This window comes from Rhizobium sp. MHM7A (genome assembly GCF_005862215.1).
Classification (GTDB): Bacteria; Pseudomonadota; Alphaproteobacteria; order Rhizobiales; family Rhizobiaceae; genus Rhizobium; species Rhizobium bangladeshense.
Map to the genome: position 1 here is coordinate 566,709 of NZ_VCHT01000003.1, position 15,426 is coordinate 582,134.

The 15,426-nt window shown below is 61.1% G+C and carries 15 protein-coding genes; 8 read left to right on the forward strand and 7 right to left on the reverse strand.

The features are described from left to right. The first annotated feature begins 103 nt into the window (after nt 1-103). The 5 genes from FFR93_RS15665 (at nt 104) to FFR93_RS15685 (ending at nt 5,575) form a co-directional block, all read left to right on the forward strand. On the forward strand, nt 104-616 hold the full coding sequence (locus FFR93_RS15665; RefSeq protein WP_138393866.1) for an NUDIX hydrolase: 513 nt from the start codon (nt 104-106) through the stop codon (nt 614-616). Nucleotides 617-679: 63 nt separating this feature from the next. Next, nucleotides 680-2,179, forward strand: coding sequence for an inorganic phosphate transporter (locus tag FFR93_RS15670; protein WP_138393867.1), 1,500 nt, complete (start codon nt 680-682; stop codon nt 2,177-2,179). A 118-nt stretch (nt 2,180-2,297) separates the two neighbouring features. After that, the gene (locus tag FFR93_RS15675; RefSeq protein WP_138393868.1) at nt 2,298-3,035 is read left to right on the forward strand and encodes a 16S rRNA (uracil(1498)-N(3))-methyltransferase; all 738 of its coding nucleotides are present in this window, start codon (nt 2,298-2,300) and stop codon (nt 3,033-3,035) included. Between the two features lie 146 nt (nt 3,036-3,181). Beyond that, on the forward strand, nt 3,182-4,555 hold the full coding sequence (locus FFR93_RS15680) for a glutamate--cysteine ligase (protein ID WP_138393869.1): 1,374 nt from the start codon (nt 3,182-3,184) through the stop codon (nt 4,553-4,555). A 150-nt stretch (nt 4,556-4,705) separates the two neighbouring features. Then, nucleotides 4,706-5,575 (forward strand): DUF937 domain-containing protein, encoded by an 870-nt coding sequence (locus tag FFR93_RS15685; protein WP_138393870.1) that lies wholly within the window; start codon nt 4,706-4,708, stop codon nt 5,573-5,575. An 86-nt stretch (nt 5,576-5,661) separates the two neighbouring features. Here FFR93_RS15685 and FFR93_RS15690 read toward each other — a convergent pair whose 3' ends face one another. Then, nucleotides 5,662-5,961, reverse strand: coding sequence for a DUF1127 domain-containing protein (locus tag FFR93_RS15690; RefSeq protein WP_064706224.1), 300 nt, complete (start codon nt 5,959-5,961; stop codon nt 5,662-5,664). Between the two features lie 204 nt (nt 5,962-6,165). Between FFR93_RS15690 and FFR93_RS15695 the strand changes: the two genes are divergently transcribed. Then, nucleotides 6,166-7,122 (forward strand): LysR substrate-binding domain-containing protein, encoded by a 957-nt coding sequence (locus FFR93_RS15695; protein ID WP_138393871.1) that lies wholly within the window; start codon nt 6,166-6,168, stop codon nt 7,120-7,122. Nucleotides 7,123-7,128: 6 nt separating this feature from the next. Here FFR93_RS15695 and FFR93_RS15700 read toward each other — a convergent pair whose 3' ends face one another. The 3 genes from FFR93_RS15700 to FFR93_RS15710 all read right to left on the reverse strand — a co-directional run bounded on the left by FFR93_RS15700 (nt 7,129) and on the right by FFR93_RS15710 (nt 9,319). After that, nucleotides 7,129-7,815: a TetR family transcriptional regulator gene (locus tag FFR93_RS15700; RefSeq protein WP_138393872.1), complete on the reverse strand. Its 687-nt coding sequence runs from the start codon at nt 7,813-7,815 to the stop codon at nt 7,129-7,131. A 227-nt stretch (nt 7,816-8,042) separates the two neighbouring features. Further along, the gene (locus FFR93_RS15705; RefSeq protein WP_138393873.1) at nt 8,043-8,459 is read right to left on the reverse strand and encodes an MAPEG family protein; all 417 of its coding nucleotides are present in this window, start codon (nt 8,457-8,459) and stop codon (nt 8,043-8,045) included. A gap of 104 nt (nt 8,460-8,563) precedes the next feature. Continuing rightward, entirely contained in the window at nt 8,564-9,319 is a 756-nt protein-coding gene (locus tag FFR93_RS15710; RefSeq protein ID WP_138393874.1) for an SDR family oxidoreductase, read from the reverse strand. Between the two features lie 94 nt (nt 9,320-9,413). Between FFR93_RS15710 and FFR93_RS15715 the strand changes: the two genes are divergently transcribed. After that, complete coding sequence (locus tag FFR93_RS15715) at nt 9,414-10,331, forward strand: LysR family transcriptional regulator (protein WP_138393875.1); 918 nt, start codon at nt 9,414-9,416, stop codon at nt 10,329-10,331. 8 nt (nt 10,332-10,339) lie between these two features. Here the strand turns inward: FFR93_RS15715 and FFR93_RS15720 are convergent, their stop codons facing one another. The 3 genes from FFR93_RS15720 to FFR93_RS15730 form a co-directional block, all read right to left on the reverse strand. Beyond that, entirely contained in the window at nt 10,340-10,894 is a 555-nt protein-coding gene (locus tag FFR93_RS15720) for a hypothetical protein (RefSeq protein ID WP_138393876.1), read from the reverse strand. Between the two features lies 1 nt (nt 10,895). Beyond that, nucleotides 10,896-12,380, reverse strand: a complete 1,485-nt coding sequence (gene guaB, locus FFR93_RS15725; protein WP_064706219.1) for an IMP dehydrogenase — start codon at nt 12,378-12,380, stop codon at nt 10,896-10,898. 380 nt (nt 12,381-12,760) lie between these two features. Beyond that, nucleotides 12,761-13,753 (reverse strand): MBL fold metallo-hydrolase, encoded by a 993-nt coding sequence (locus FFR93_RS15730; RefSeq protein ID WP_064706218.1) that lies wholly within the window; start codon nt 13,751-13,753, stop codon nt 12,761-12,763. A 245-nt stretch (nt 13,754-13,998) separates the two neighbouring features. On the opposite strand from FFR93_RS15730, the gene FFR93_RS15735 reads away from it, so the two are divergent. Beyond that, on the forward strand, nt 13,999-15,423 hold the full coding sequence (locus FFR93_RS15735) for a DHA2 family efflux MFS transporter permease subunit (RefSeq protein WP_138393877.1): 1,425 nt from the start codon (nt 13,999-14,001) through the stop codon (nt 15,421-15,423). Nucleotides 15,424-15,426: the final 3 nt, after the last annotated feature.

Consider the following 15,426-nt stretch of genomic DNA (forward strand, 5'->3'; position numbering starts at 1 on the left):
ATGCTCAACCCGCTTCGGCGTCTGCGGCTTTGGAAAGCGTAAGCATTCCGTGATACAAGTATATGAGTGATTCCTAACAACCGCTGTAAAGGTGACCCGACAATTGACTCTTCTCGCCCGACTGGCTTCCGATGTGCAACTTATGTTCCGGCGTCCGCCGCGGCAGCAATATGGTGCGATCTGCTATCGGGTGAAGAAGAAAAGCGGTGATGTCGAGGTCCTTCTGATGACGAGCCGCGACACCGGCCGCTGGGTCATTCCCAAGGGCTGGCCGATGAACGGAAAGTGCGCCCACGAGGTCGCCGCGCAGGAAGCCCTGGAAGAAGCCGGCGTACGTGGATCGGCCGAGGCGGAAACGCTCGGTTCCTACACCTATCCGAAGGTGCTGCGCGACGGGGTCCAGGTCATCTGCAAGGTGCAGGTCTATGCGCTTGAGGTCACCGAGTTGGCGAAGAACTTCAAGGAAAAGGGCGAGCGCACCATCGAATGGGTCTCGTGCGACGAGGCGGCTAGCCGCGTGCGCGAACCCGAGCTCCGCAACCTCTTCCTCGCCTTCAAGCGAGAGATGACCGACAGGCTTTCGGTCAAACCGGCGAAGCAAATCCCGGCGGAATGAATCCTGCCATCTTGCACTGCTAGGAAAGCAGCGTAGAAGCAGATTCATCCTTCAGGAAAAAGAATGCCGCCACGTCCCGCAGTTCTGACGAAACGCACGCTCGACAAAGACCTCGATAAGATCACCTATGTCGAGGACGCCGCAAAGCATGTTGCGCGACGGCTGGTGGCGCCCGGGCTCGGGCTGATCTTCGTCGGCCTCGCCATGCTCTTTGCAGGCGTCTACGTCTTCGACCGGCCGGGAGCCGTGCTGATCGTGGCGGCAGCGGCCCTTGCCGGCTATATGGCGCTGAACATCGGCGCCAACGACGTGACCAACAATGTCGGTGCGGCCGTCGGTGCACGCGCCATGACGATGGGCCAGGCGCTGGTGATCGCTGCGGTTTTCGAGGTCCTTGGCGCCACGATCGGGGGCGGCGAAGTGGTCAAGACGATTTCCTCCGACATCGTCGACGCCGGCCACGTGTCGCCGGCGGTGCTTGGCTGGATCATGATGGCGGCGCTGACCGCAGCGGCCCTCTGGATCAACCTTGCAACCTGGATGAATGCCCCGGTTTCCACCACACACGCGATCGTCGGCGCAGTGATCGGGGCCGGCATCTCAGCTGTGGGGCCGGAGCCGGTGAACTGGCGGGTGATGTTTGAGATCACTTCGAGCTGGATCACCTCGCCGCTCCTTGGCGGACTGATCGCGGCCGGTCTGCTCTATCTCGTCAAGACTCTCATCATCTATCGCGACGACAAGATCGCGGCGGCGCGGCGCTGGGTGCCGGTGCTGGTCGCGGTGATGGCCGGCGGCTTCATGGCCTATATGGTGCTGCAGCTGTCGCCGGTCGGCAGATTTCCGCCCCTCACGGTCGTTCTGATCGGGATCGGGATCGGTCTGGTAAATTGGCTTGCCGTTCGGCCGCTTGTTCTCGTCCAGGCGCGGGATCTCGAAAACCGCAACAGCTCGCTGCGGGTGTTGTTCCGGTTGCCGCTGATCGGCTCTGCGGCGCTGCTTTCCTTCGCCCATGGCGCAAACGACGTTTCGAACGCGGTCGGGCCGCTTTCGGCAGTCGTCCACTCGGTCGGCATCGGCGGCGACGGCGGCGTGGGCCACCCGCCCCTCTGGGTCATGCTGATCGGCGCCTTCGGCATTTCCGTCGGCCTGCTGCTGTTCGGACCGCGCCTCATCCGCCTCGTTGGCGAGGAGATCACCAAGCTCAACCCGATGCGCGCCTATTGCGTCGCGCTGTCGACCGCTTTCACCGTCATAGTCGCCTCCTGGCTCGGCCTGCCGGTCAGCACCACGCATGTCGCCGTTGGTGCCGTCTTCGGCGTCGGCTTCTTCCGCGAATGGTACACCCGCCATTCCAAGCGCCGCATCGCCTATCTCAGGCGCAAGGCCGAGAGCTGGGAACTCGACGAGCCGGAGGAGCCGAACATTTATGAGCGGCGGCGACGCTATCTCGTGCGCCGCTCGCATTTAATGACGATCGTCGCCGCCTGGATCATCACCGTGCCGGTTTCGGGAGCGCTTGCGGCCATGATTTATTGGGTTATGTTCGCGCTCTTCGTTTAGTGCGCGTCGCGATCTTCGAGATTCGCGTGCTGCGCTTAGGGCTTTATTTTTTCGGATGTCATGATCGCAAGACCTTGCATGATCTTGCGGCATCGACTTCAAGATTTCGAGTTTTTCGATGCGCGCCAATTTCCGCATGCAACGGCTTTTCGTCGACGCGCCGCTTTCGAGTGGCGCCGCCGTGGAAGCAAGTGCCGAACAGTTCAACTATCTCGCCAATGTGCTGAGGATGGAGGATGGCGCGGAAATCCTCATCTTCAACGGCCGTGACGGCGAGTGGAAGGCTGCCCTCTCCTTCCCGACGCGTAAACGCATCCTGCTGACGGCAACCGAGCAGACCAGGCCGCAGCCGGCGCCCTCGGACCTGCATTACCTCTTTGCGCCGCTCAAGGTCGGCCGCATGGATTATCTCGTGCAGAAAGCGGTCGAAATGGGCGCCGGGCTGTTGCAGCCGGTCCTGACCCAGCATGTGCAGGGCAGGATCACCAGCCTCGACAAGCTTCGCGCCAATGTCGTCGAGGCGGCAGAGCAATGCGGCATTCTCGCCATTCCCGATGTGGCCGAGCCGGTACGCCTTTCCGAATTGCTCGACCGCTGGCCAAAAGAGCGTCGCATCATCTACTGCGACGAGGGCGATGCCGGGCAGAATCCTCTGCCGGTGCTGTCGTCGATCCGGGAAAGACATCTCGCCTTGCTGGTCGGGCCGGAAGGCGGCTTTTCGGAAGACGAACGGAAGCGGCTTCGAGGCCTCGATTTCGTCACCGCCATTCCTCTCGGGCCGCGCATCCTTCGCGCCGATACGGCCGCTGTTGCGGCACTTGCTGTGGTCCAGGCGACGGTCGGCGACTGGAGCTGACGGCGAAAACGGGTGGACATGGAAATCGCAGCTATTTTTTTGATGCGTCGTTGAAAGAATTTCACTTGCAACAGACGTGACTTGGGTCCTAATCAGCCTTCCAACTGCCCGGCCCCCTGGGCGCCTTTTGAATACAGGTACCCCGCATGGCCCGCGACACCACCGACCAGACACCGCTCTCTTCGGTTCAGGATCTGACCGATTACATCGCTGCGGGCAGCAAGCCGCGAGAGCGTTTCCGGATCGGCACCGAACACGAGAAGTTCGCCTTCTTCCGCGCCGACAACAGCCCGGTTCCCTATTTCGGGGACGCCAGCATCTCAGCCCTGCTTACCGGCCTGCAGAAGAAGAGCGGCTGGGAGCCGATCATCGACGGCGGCAACATCATCGGCCTTGCCGAACAGAACGGCATGGGCGCGATCTCGATCGAGCCAGGCGGCCAGTTCGAACTGTCAGGCGCGCCGCTGGAGACGATCCATCAGACCTGCAGGGAATCGAACCAGCACCTGGCGACGCTTCGCGAGATCGCCGAGCCGATGGGCATCCGCTTCCTCGGCATCGGCGGCAGCCCGAAGTGGGCCTATGCGGCAACCCCGCAAATGCCGAAGTCGCGCTATGAGATCATGACCCGCTACATGCCGAAGGTCGGCACCAAGGGTCTCGACATGATGTACCGCACCTGCACGATCCAGGTGAATCTCGACTTCTCCTCGGAAGCCGACATGCGCAAGAAGATGCGCGTCTCGATGAAGCTGCAGTCGCTGGCAACCGCGCTCTTTGCATCCTCACCCTTCACCGAGGGCAAGCCGAACGGTCTGCTCTCCTGGCGCGGCGACATCTGGCGCGATGTCGACAACCGGCGCGCCGGCCTGCTCGATTTCACCTTCCGCGACGACTTTGGCTTTCGCGATTACGCCGAATGGGCGCTCGACGTGCCGATGTATTTCATCGTCCGTGACGGGCACTATCACGACTGCACACACGTCACTTTCCGCCAGTTCATGAATGGTGCGCTGAAGGGGGAAGTAGCCGATCCGGCGCCGACGATGGGCGACTGGACCAATCATCTTTCGACACTCTTCCCCGACGTGCGGCTGAAACGTTTCCTGGAAATGCGAGGCGCCGACGGCGGGCCCTGGCGGCGCATCTGCGCATTGCCGGCCTTCTGGGTCGGCCTGCTCTACGACGACGCAGCCCTCGAGGCAGCCGACAAGCTGACGGGGGACTGGAGCTTTGCTGAGATCAGCGCTCTGCGCAATGCCGTTCCGGCCGAAGGACTGAAAGCCGAATTTCGCGGGCATACGCTCTTCGACATGGCGCGCGAGGTGATCGGCATATCAAGGGCCGGCCTGAAGGCGCGCGGCAAGCTGAATGGGGAGGGCCAGGACGAGAGCATCTTCCTGGCGCCGCTCGAGGAGGTACTCGCCAAAAAGGCGACGCTTGCCGAAGACCTGCTCTCCCTCTATCACGGGCGCTGGCACGGCTCGGTGGAGCCGGTCTTCGAGGACTACCAGTACTAGGTGTGCAGTCCCCGTACTCTCCAAGTCGGAAAACTCGCTCCACGCTTTGCCGTAACGGCTTCAAGTTCTTATGGCAAAAAGCCGTTTGCACATTACCTTTTCCGGATATAGTGGCGTTACACGCGTCACGACTCGGGGAAAGGGACTCCCATGCTGCCACTCTTCGACATGATGATGCAGGCGCAGAACGGCGCGGCGATGGAGGCGATCGCCCGGCAATTCAATCTCGCGCAGGAACAGGCGACGAAGGCGATGGCGGCATTGATGCCGGCCTTTTCCGCCGGCCTGAAGCGCAGCACTAGCAATCCCTATGATTTCGTCGGGCTGATGCAGGCCGTTGCCTCCGGCAACTATGCTCGCTATTTCGAGGATATGAGCCGGGCCTTCACCCCGGAGGGCATTTCCGACGGCAACAACATCCTTGCCCAGCTCTTCGGCTCCAAAGAGGTTTCGCGGGCGGTCGCCGCCCAGGCGGCACAGATGACCGGGATCGGCCAGGAGATCTACAAGCAAATGCTGCCGGTATTGGCCGACACGCTGATGGGCGGGCTGTTCAAGCAGACGACCGGCCAGATGGCCTCTCCGGTCAACCCCTTCGCTAATACGGCGATGGGCGAGAGCATTCAGAAATGGCTGGAGAGCACCGGCTTTGCACCGAAACCGAAAGCACCGGAACCCAGCGTTTTCGACAATCCGTTCACGCAGGCGATGCAGCTGATGTTTTCAATGCCGAAACAGGAGCCGGCGCCTGCCCCGAACCCCTTTCTTGACAATCCCTTCGCCAAGGCTTTCCAGGAGATGATGGCCGGGCTCGGACAGCAGCCGGCCGCCAAGCAACCGGCCGCCGCCAAGGCGCCTGAGGTGCCGAAGGAAGAGGCGAAGGCCAATGCCGAGAGCTACACCGAAATGCTGAACGCCATGTTCGACAGCGGCCTCGAGGTGCAGAAAAGCTATCAGAGGAACCTGGAAGCGATTTTCGAAACCTACCGGCCGAAGTCTTCCCCTGACAGCAAGGCATAAAAAACCCGGCGATGGCTTGGGAAAGCCGATCGCCGGGTCAAGCGGCAGGGCTATTGGCTATCACCCTGCGGGGAAACTCGACGCTCCTACTCGTCGCAGGAGCGGAAGAACTGAAGGCGCCAGCGATTGCGCGCCGAACGCGTCAGATGTTCCGACGGATCCTCGAAAAAGGTCGAGGCCAGGAACGCAGAGGTCAGATCGGCCCTGGTGAGGCCGATATCCCTCAGCTGAGTGTCGTTCAGATCTTGCAGCGCGTTGATCTCCATGCGATTGCGGAACACGCGAAAGAGGGAGGTCAACGGCGAGAGGCCTGCCGCCAGACGCTGGGAAAACGTCGGGGTGAGCTTGCCGCAGTCGAGTTCTAGTGTCCGGTCTGTCATATGCATCGAACTCTCCTTTCTTTCGGGGCACGCAACAACCCACCCCTCCCGCGAGGTCGTACGGGAGGGAGCAGGCTGAATTCGGCTCGGACAGGCAGGTCACCTGTCCTTCACTTTGCTTGATTTGCATCCCGAACATGCCAAAGACCTATTGATCAGTCCAACGAATGTTTCTAATGATTATCATCAGCTATCTTTATAGGTGAAACCATGTCCGCGCCTCTTGATCTCGACCAGTTGCAGACTTTCATCGCCATCGTCGATTCCGGCAGCTTCACCAAGGCGGCCGACAGGGTCTACAAAACCCAATCTGCCGTTTCCATGCAGATGCGCCGTCTCGAAGAACGCATCGGCAAGCAGTTGTTCATCAAGGACGGCCGCGGCAACCGGCTGACGGTCGAGGGCGAAAAACTCCTCAATTACGCCCGGCGCATCATCCGCCTCAACAATGAGGCGATCGCCGCCTTCGACGACAACAGGCTGGAGGGGACGCTGCGCATCGGCACTCCGGACGATTATGCCGACCGCTATATGCCTGAAATCATCGGCCGTTTTGCCAAGACGCACCCGAACGTCGAGCTTTACATCGTCTGCGAGCCTTCGATGGACCTTGCCGAGCGCATGCACAAGGGCGAGCTCGATATCGCGCTCGTCACCCACAATCCGCGCGAGCGCATGTCCGATGTGGTGAGAACAGAACCGCTGTGCTGGGTAGGCTCGGCCAACCATCCTATCCGAGACGACGCGCCTGTGCCGCTTGCCGTTGGCCGGCGCGACTGCCAATGGCGCCAACTCGCCTGCTCGGCGCTTGATGCCGTCGGACGAGAACACCAGATCCTGTTCACCAGCTGGTCCTGCACGGTCGTCGCCGCAGCGGTGCTTGCCGGCATGGCGGTCTCCGTGATGCCGGAATCGGCGCTGCGGACGGGCATGAAGGTACTGAGCCAGGCGGATGGCTTCCCCGCTTTGCCTCCGGTGCAGATCGGGATCATGAAAAGGCCTGGCGTTTCGATCTCGCTGATGAACGCGATCACTGCGCATATCACTGCCTGCCTCGACAACATCACGCCGGCGGTTGTCGACGACAGCCTCGACGTGGATGTTAAATCCGCCCAGGCGCGGCTTTATCCGCGGCTGAAGGCCGCCAATACGATGCCGAGCTGGTAGGGCGCTTCAGCTCGTTATCTGCGAGTATGTCGTGATCCCGGCTCCGCTTCCATAGGCGGCGCTCGGCGCGGCAGCGGCGAAAAGGGAGGCGCGGATGACGCGTTTCCACTCGCCGAGCATGCGCCGGGCTATGGTCTCTTCGCTGACGGCGGCAAGCCGGATAACGGCGCCGATCAGGTGGCTGAAAAGGTAAGTGCGCGCGAACATTTCTTCGTCGCAAAGGTCGGGAGCCAACCTGCGTACGGCGTCATGAAAGATGCCGGCGACGCGGCCGCTATGCTCGATATTCAGCTGAAGCAGATCCTGATCCGTCTCGGTTCCCATCCAGACGCCGAGATAGACGGGATCGTCGCGATAGGATTCGTAATACCAGTCGATGGTGGCGCAGACGAGATCGAGGGCCTGCTCGAGTGACTGCACTTCGCTGAACATCGCAGCCGTCTTCGCCTGGATTGCCGAAGCGTGCTGGTCGAACAATGCTTTGACGATCGCTGCCTTCTCCGGGAAATACTGGTAAACCGAACCTATCGGCACCTTGGCGGCTACGGCGAGTTCCGTCATCCGCATGGCGCTGACGCCTTTTTGCGCGATTATTTTGGCAGCGGCGGCAAGAATAAGATCCAGCCTCTGGATGCTGCGCTCCTGCTTCGGCTTCCTGCGCAAGCCGATGCGTTCCATGCTTTCCGCGCCCATTTCGTTCCCATTCTTATTGTTCGCGGCGGATGCATCTGCGTCCGGCGCGTTGAGCGGATATGACATTGCAGGCGTTCATCAGCGGTAAATGGAAAAGCTCACATTTTAACGATCGGCAAACGTCAGTGAAATCAGACTTCTAGACCACATTACTCTGATTGATAGGCACGCAAAAAACGTTACCTGGTTGTAAGATCCGATGAGTTGCTGCCTGGACAGCGTCACCGTCAGCCCACCGCCATCCAGACGGCGAGCCAACCCCACATGGCTGCAAGCACCAGATAGCCGGCAGCAAAGATCGGGCTGCGGTAACGGAGATCATTGCTCGTGACGTGAATGGCGGCATGAGCGTAACGCAGGGCGACGAAGACCCAGGCAAGGCAGACGGCGACAAGATTGTCGGCCTCGGTGATAAAGAGAAGAATGCAGCAGGCGTAAAAGAGTACAGGCAATTCGAACTGGTTGGCGAGGCAATTCTTGACGACCAGGCTTTCTGGGGGTTCGTCACGATTTTCGCGATAGTCCGATTTCCGGATCTTGCCGGCGCGCACCAATTTCCCGCGGCGCATGCCCAGGAGCACATAGAGACCATAGACCAGAGCCACATGGGCAAGCAGTGGCCAGAAGATTTGATAGCCGGTCATGGTCGCCGTTACTTTCCGCTCCTATATGTCGATGGCAGCATTAGCGGAAAGGATTAGCGGATGCCAGCGGCTCGCCGCCGGTATCCGCAAACCCGATATCGTCTTCACACCTGGGCGCTGCCGCCGTCGACGAAGAGTTCGGCACCGGTGACGAAGCTGGAATCCTCCGAGGCAAGGAAGAGTGCGGCAGCGGCAACTTCCTCGGCACGACCGACCCTGCCCATTGGCACCTGGGCCGCCAGGACGTCGAGCAAGCCCTGCTGTTGCGCTTTGTCCTTACCTGCCAATTCGACCAGTCCAGTCGTTTCCGTCGGGCCAGGACTAAGCGTGTTGATCCGAATCCCGCGATCCTTCAAGTCGAGGATCCAGTTGCGCGCAAAACTGCGCAAGGCGGCTTTCGATGCGGCGTAAACGCTGAAGGCGGGTGTGCCGGTCGAGCCTGCTGTCGATCCCGTCAGGATGATCGATGCTCCTCGCGAGAGCAGCGGTAAGGCCTTCTGCACCGTAAAGAGAACCCCCTTCACGTTCCGGTCGAACGTGTCGTCATACTGCTCTTCAGTGATTTCGCCGAGGGGCAACATGGAGCCGCCACCCGCGTTCACGAAGAGCACGTCAACTTTCCCAGCCTCTGCCTTCACCCGTTCATAGAGGCGATCGAGGTCGGCGAGATTGGCTGAATCAGCCTGGATTCCCACAACCCCGCCGCCGATCTCAGCGATTGCTGCATCGAGAACGTCCTTCCGGCGGCCGGTGATAAAAACGCGTGCGCCCTCGGCTACGAAACGCTTAGCCGCTGCAAGGCCAATGCCAGAAGTGGCGCCCGTGATAACCGCAACCTTCGCATTCAGTCGTTGTGTCATCGTGTCGTCTCCTTTGGTTCGACTGAAGCGGAGATATGGACGGCGGCGTCGTTTCGGAATAGAAAGAATTGAAATCCATTGTTTCAGGAATGAAATGAGCAAATTTCCAGATTTCGAGGGTCTGGCGATGTTCGCGAAGGTCGCCGAAGAGCGTTCTTTCCTTCGGGCTGCCCAGACGCTCGGCGTGTCAGTGCCGACAGTTTCGCGCGCCGTGAGCCGGCTTGAGCACAGGCTGGGCGCAAGGCTCTTCAACCGCACCTCACGGCAACTCGCGTTGACGGAATTCGGCCTGCGACTGGTCGACAGCGCCGCACGAATATATGCCGAAGCCGAAATGGCAGAGGACGCTGCCCGGGAGATTGCTACCCGGCCGAAGGGGCTCATCAGGCTTGCCGCACCGATGGCCTTCGGGACACGCTGGCTGGCCCCAATCCTACCCGACTTTTTCGAGCTCTTTCCGGATATTTCCATCGACCTGCACTTGAGCGATGCCGTCGTCGATATCGTCGCAGACGGCTTTGATGCGGCGCTCAGGATCGCGGTGCTGCCCGACTCCTCATTGGTCGCGCGCAAGCTGACGCCGGTGGATCGCTTCATTCTCGCTGCACCCGCATATCTCGATCGGTACGGCGTGCCGGAACATCCCCGTGAACTAGCGGCTCACCATTGCCTCGGATACACTTATAGGGCGCGACAGGATGTCTGGCGCCTGCGCAACAGTGAAGGCAAGGAGGAGGTCATCGTGCCAAGTGGCTCTCTCAAGGCCACCAATTCCCAAGCTTTGGTGCCAATGGCGCTACGCGGCCTCGGGATCATCGAACTACCCGAGTTTCTCGCGCATGACTATCTCATAGACGGCCGGCTGAAGCCTATCCTTCCCGCCTGGACGCTGCCGACCGGCGCACTGTATTTCGTCACACCTTCTGCTCGGAACCGGCCAGCGAAGGTCGAGGTCCTTTCCGATTTCATGATGGCGGGGCTGTCAAATCCGGTATGGCGGCGAAGGGGCTGATAGCCGCTTCAACCCCGGCCTGGCGAGAGCCAACGGGCAATGGCCAGCCGGGCGGCGACGATGAAGCAGATAGCGAGGCTTGCGAATTTCAACCGCGTCATCCATGGCAGCAGGTACGTTGCAAGACCTGCAGACGCGCCGTTGCCGAAGGCGATCAGACTGGAAATATTCTCGCCGTAATCGGAGATGCCGTAGATAAAAGGCAGCAGGTAGATCGCCTTGGCGAGGAGCGGATGAAGTGGCCGGCCGAACCACGAGCCGACAGGGCCAAGCCAGAGGAAGACAAGGAACAGCAGCGCCGTCAGCAATGCCGGAAAGATCAGCTCCGGCCCGAAATACATGGCGCTGAGCAGCCTCGCCGCCGTTTCGTTCCCGTCGAGCACCTTCTGCATGTGGAGGACGGCAGATTCCTCGTAACCGGCGAAATAGGTGTCGAGCACCGCCTGCCCGGTTTCGTGCTTAAAGGGAACGACGAAGCCGAATGTCGTCCAGGCAATCACCGCAAGGCAGAGGACTGCGAGCAGCGCGAGGATCCAGGACGGAATTGCGCTGCCCGCCTTCATATCAGAGGCCGGCGCCCGGATAGTTCGGGCTCTCTCGGGTGATCGTCACGTCATGAGCGTGGCTTTCGCGAAGACCGGCTCCGGAGATGCGCACGAAAGTGGCCCGCTCCTGGAAATCCTTCAGATCCTTGCCGCCGACATAACCCATGGCCGCCTTGAGGCCGCCGGCGAGCTGGTGGACGACGGCCGACACCGGTCCCTTGTAAGGCACCTGACCCTCGATGCCTTCCGGCACGAGCTTGAGTGTGTCGCGCACCTCAGCCTGGAAATAGCGGTCGGCCGAGCCGCGGGCCATGGCGCCGACGGAGCCCATGCCGCGATAGGCCTTGAAGGAACGGCCCTGGTAGAGATAGACCTCGCCCGGGCTTTCATCGGTGCCGGCCAGCAGCGAGCCGATCATGACGGCGGAGGCGCCGGCGGCGATCGCCTTGGCAAGATCGCCGGAGAATTTGATGCCGCCATCGGCGATGACGGGCACGTCCTGATCCCGCGCGGCCTCGACCGCCGACATGATGGCAGCAAGCTGAGGGACGCCGACGCCGGCGACGATGCGCGTCGTGCAGATCGAGCCCGGGCCGATGCCGACCTTGACGGCGTCCGCGCCGGCATCGATCAGCGCTCTGGTGCCGTCATAGGTGGCGACGTTGCCGGCCATGATCCTGACCGAATTGGAAAGCTTCTTGACGCGGGTAACAGCATCGAGGACACGCTGCGAATGGCCATGGGCGGTATCGACGACCAGAAGGTCGACGCCTGCCTCGATCAGGCGTTCGGCACGCTCGAAGCCGTCATCGCCGACGCTGATGGCGGCGGCGGCGCGAAGCCTTCCCTGGGCATCCTTGGACGCGTTCGGGTTCAGCTGCGACTTCTCGATATCCTTGACGGTGATGAGGCCGACGCAGCGGCCGTCAGCATCCACGACCAGCAGCTTCTCGATGCGATGCGAGTGCAGTAGGCGCTTGGCTTCCTGCTGATCGACGCTCTCCTTGACGGTGACCAGGTTGTCCTTGGTCATCAGCTCATGGATCTTCTGCTCCGGATCCGAGGCGAAGCGGACGTCGCGGTTGGTGAGGATGCCGACGAGGCGGCCGGACTTCTCGACGACCGGAATGCCCGATATGCCGTGTGACTTCATCAGGCTCAGCGCTTCGGCAAGCTTCGCGTCCGGGCCGATGGTGACCGGATTGACCACCATTCCACTTTCGAACTTCTTCACCTGGCGGACCTCTTCAGCCTGTTCGATCGGCGTCAGGTTGCGGTGGATGACGCCGAGGCCACCGGCCTGGGCCATGGCGATCGCCAAGCGGCTTTCGGTGACGGTATCCATGGCCGAGGAGAGGATCGGGATGTTGAGGTCGAAGTCGCGGGCGATGCGGGTGGAGATATTGGTCTGCCCGGGCATGACCTCGGAGTGGCCGGGCTGCAGCAGCACGTCGTCGAAGGTAAGCGCGTCCGCGCCGGTTGCCGTTTCAATGATGCGGGCCATGGCCAAATTCCTTCAGTTAAGAAAATGCAACCCGGCCCGGAAACGAATCGTCCGCCCCGGCGGTGTGCATGAATTGCTTGGAAGTTGGCGAGGGCTGGTAACACGTCTACGACAGGAAGGAAATAGCAAAAAGCCCGGTGTGGCCGCCGGGCTCGTCATGACAGCCATGCATCTACCGCATCGGCCCGAAATCGAATTCGATTCCGGAAAGCACGACGCGTAGATTCAAAGTGTTACAGCGTCCTTTGCGCGCCTGATAGACGCGCGGTCCGTAAAGCGCATCGCGGCAAACTTGATTCATGCGATGCGCTTTAGCTCTTTGCTTTTACGCATGTCGTTAACCCGGAACCGCTGCACACTTCCGGGCGACATGCGGTAGCTCAAATGTCGAATTGATAGGTCTTCGGCACGAAGCGATAGCCGCCGTCCTGCTTCTCGGCGAAGCCGACCGCCGGGAACGGCATGTGGTAGCCGAGGAAGGCGACCTTGTCGGTCGCGATCATGTCGAAGACCTTGCGGCGGCTCGCCGCCGCCTGCGCCTTGTCCATATCGAAGCGCACTTCCCAATCCGGGCGCAGCAGCGACAGAATATAGTGGTTGGCCGTATCGCCGGTCAGCAGCAGGCGCTTGCCCTCGGATTCCACATGGAACACCATGTGGCCCGGGCTGTGACCCGCCGCCAGCATTGCCGTCATGCCGGGCGCGACGCCGTCACCGTCCTTGATGAATGTGGCTTTTTCGACAAGCGGCGTCACGTTGGCGAGCACGGCCTTGTGGCCGCCTTCGGCGGGCGTGCCCTCGCGTGATTTGTTCGACCAGAAGTCATACTCAGCCTGGCCAACCACATAACGGGCATTCTTGAAGGCGGCGGCGCCGTCTTCCATCAGACCGCCGATATGATCCCCGTGCAGGTGGGTCAGCGCCACAAGGGTGACGTCGTCGGCGGAATATCCTGCGGCCTTCAGACCTTCGGCAAGCTGGCCGGCGCCGCGCGCCCGCCCCGCCGCGCCGAAGCCGGTATCGATAAGAATGACATCCGAACCGGTATCGATGATGGCAGGCGCATATCCGTTCAAGAACTTGTCGGCCGGCAGGAAGTTTGCGGTCAGCAAAGCCTTGACGGTTTCGGGGTCCTGATTGGTGCCGAAGGTTTCATTGGGTCTTTCGGAGATGTTGATGCCGTCGCGCACGACGGTGACCTTAAAGGAACCGAGCTTGAATTGATTGATTTCGGGCAAAGGCGCTGCATTCATATTGCTGCTTTCTCCAGTCGGGGCCGCTTCGGCCTTCTGTCTTAAAATTACCGGCGCCGCCAGCAGTCCGAGGCCTGCGGCAAAAAGCGTGCGCCGCTTTAATTGCGTTGAAATTGCCATGTCCACTCCCCTTTGTTGCGCGGCGTGTCGGCCGCACTGCCCCGACGATATGCCCGCCCGGATTCATACCCGGGCGAAGCGAACATATGTCAATCTTGATAGGGAAGGTTGCGGGGCAAGCCAGCTCACGCAGACGTGAACCAAACGTGCGATCGAAGCCGATTGAAGGATTGGCAGGCCCTGGAAGTGGGTCTACACAGCAAATGCCTTCCTCCTCCGATCGCAGCCTATCACGGCTCCCGTCTATGAACCGCATCGTCCCGCTGATCCTTGCCGTCGCTCTCTTCATGGAGCAGATGGACTCCACCGTGATTTCGACGGCGCTGCCGGCAATCGCCAAGGATCTCAACGTCGGGCCGATCACTCTGAAGCTGGCACTGACGTCCTACATGGTGGCGCTGGCGGTGTTCATTCCGGTCAGCGGCTGGATGGCCGACAGGTTCGGCGCCAAGAAGATATTCCGCCTCGCCATCTCGGTCTTCGTCGTCGGCTCGATCTTCTGCGCCGTCTCTTCCAATCTCGTCGAATTCGTATTTGCCCGCTTCCTGCAGGGCATGGGCGGCGCGATGATGACGCCGGTCGGCCGTCTCGTCCTGGTGCGCACCACGCAGCGCAGCGACCTCGTCTCGGCCATGGCGCTGCTGACCATTCCGGCCCTTGTCGGCCCGCTCACCGGCCCACCGCTCGGCGGCTTCATAACTACCTATTTCAGCTGGCACTGGATCTTCCTGATCAACGTGCCGGTCGGCATCGTCGGCATCTGGCTTGCGACGATCTTCCTGCCGGAGGTTGAAGCGACGGCGCCGCCGAAGCTCGATTTCACCGGCTTTCTGCTCACCTCGCTTTCGGCCGCGGGCGTCGTCTTCGGCCTGTCGGTGGTCAGCCTGCCGGCCCTGCCCCCGGTCATCGGCATCACCGCGACCTTGATCGGCCTTGCCTGCGGCATCCTCTACGTCAGCCATGCAAAGCGCCACCCGGCGCCGATCCTCAACCTCAAGCTATTCAAGAATCCGACATTCCGGGCTTCGACTACGGGAGGCAACCTCTTTCGAATCTGCGTCGGCGCCATGCCATTTCTGACACCGCTGATGCTGCAGCTCGGCTTCGGGCTGACGCCGTTCCAATCCGGCCTCATTACCTTTGCCGGGGCGATCGGGGCGATCACCACGAAGTTCATGGCCAAGCGGGTTTTCGCAGCCACCGGCTTCCGCACGACGCTCATCGGCGCCGCCATGGTGACGGCTGTGGTGACCGTGATCACCGGCTTCTTCACGCCGGCAACCCCGCATCTCATCATCATCGGCGTTCTGCTTCTCGGCGGTTTCTCCCGGTCCTTCATGTTCACCGGCGTCAATGCGCTTGCCTTTGCCGATATCGATGATGCGGAAGCCAGCCAGGCGACATCGATGAGCTCCGTCATGCAACAGGTCAGCCTGGCGCTCGGCGTCGCCGTGGCGGCCGCAATTTTGGAGACCTCGATCCATATCAGGGGCGAGGCGCTACAGGTTGCGGATTTCCACCTTGCCTTCTACATCATCGCAGGACTGACCGTGATTGCGACCATTCCCTTCATCCGGATGGACCGCAATGCCGGCGCGCTCGTTTCCGGCCACCGTCCCAGTCTCGTGAAGGCGTCTAAGATCAAGGCGGAACAGCCGGTCGTGAAATAGGCC

Coding starts and splice junctions, on each gene's coding strand:
- FFR93_RS15695 (WP_138393871.1), top strand. CDS start 6,166: ATGTCCGCGCCTCTTGATCTCGACCAGTTGCAGACTTTCATCGCCATC.
- FFR93_RS15705 (WP_138393873.1), bottom strand. CDS start 8,459: ATGACCGGCTATCAAATCTTCTGGCCACTGCTTGCCCATGTGGCTCTG.
- FFR93_RS15715 (WP_138393875.1), top strand. CDS start 9,414: ATGAGCAAATTTCCAGATTTCGAGGGTCTGGCGATGTTCGCGAAGGTC.
- FFR93_RS15670 (WP_138393867.1), top strand. CDS start 680: ATGCCGCCACGTCCCGCAGTTCTGACGAAACGCACGCTCGACAAAGAC.
- FFR93_RS15690 (WP_064706224.1), bottom strand. CDS start 5,961: ATGCATATGACAGACCGGACACTAGAACTCGACTGCGGCAAGCTCACC.
- FFR93_RS15685 (WP_138393870.1), top strand. CDS start 4,706: ATGCTGCCACTCTTCGACATGATGATGCAGGCGCAGAACGGCGCGGCG.
- FFR93_RS15710 (WP_138393874.1), bottom strand. CDS start 9,319: ATGACACAACGACTGAATGCGAAGGTTGCGGTTATCACGGGCGCCACT.
- guaB (WP_064706219.1), bottom strand. CDS start 12,380: ATGGCCCGCATCATTGAAACGGCAACCGGCGCGGACGCGCTTACCTTC.
- FFR93_RS15680 (WP_138393869.1), top strand. CDS start 3,182: ATGGCCCGCGACACCACCGACCAGACACCGCTCTCTTCGGTTCAGGAT.
- FFR93_RS15730 (WP_064706218.1), bottom strand. CDS start 13,753: ATGGCAATTTCAACGCAATTAAAGCGGCGCACGCTTTTTGCCGCAGGC.
- FFR93_RS15720 (WP_138393876.1), bottom strand. CDS start 10,894: ATGAAGGCGGGCAGCGCAATTCCGTCCTGGATCCTCGCGCTGCTCGCA.
- FFR93_RS15700 (WP_138393872.1), bottom strand. CDS start 7,815: ATGGGCGCGGAAAGCATGGAACGCATCGGCTTGCGCAGGAAGCCGAAG.
- FFR93_RS15675 (WP_138393868.1), top strand. CDS start 2,298: ATGCGCGCCAATTTCCGCATGCAACGGCTTTTCGTCGACGCGCCGCTT.
- FFR93_RS15735 (WP_138393877.1), top strand. CDS start 13,999: ATGAACCGCATCGTCCCGCTGATCCTTGCCGTCGCTCTCTTCATGGAG.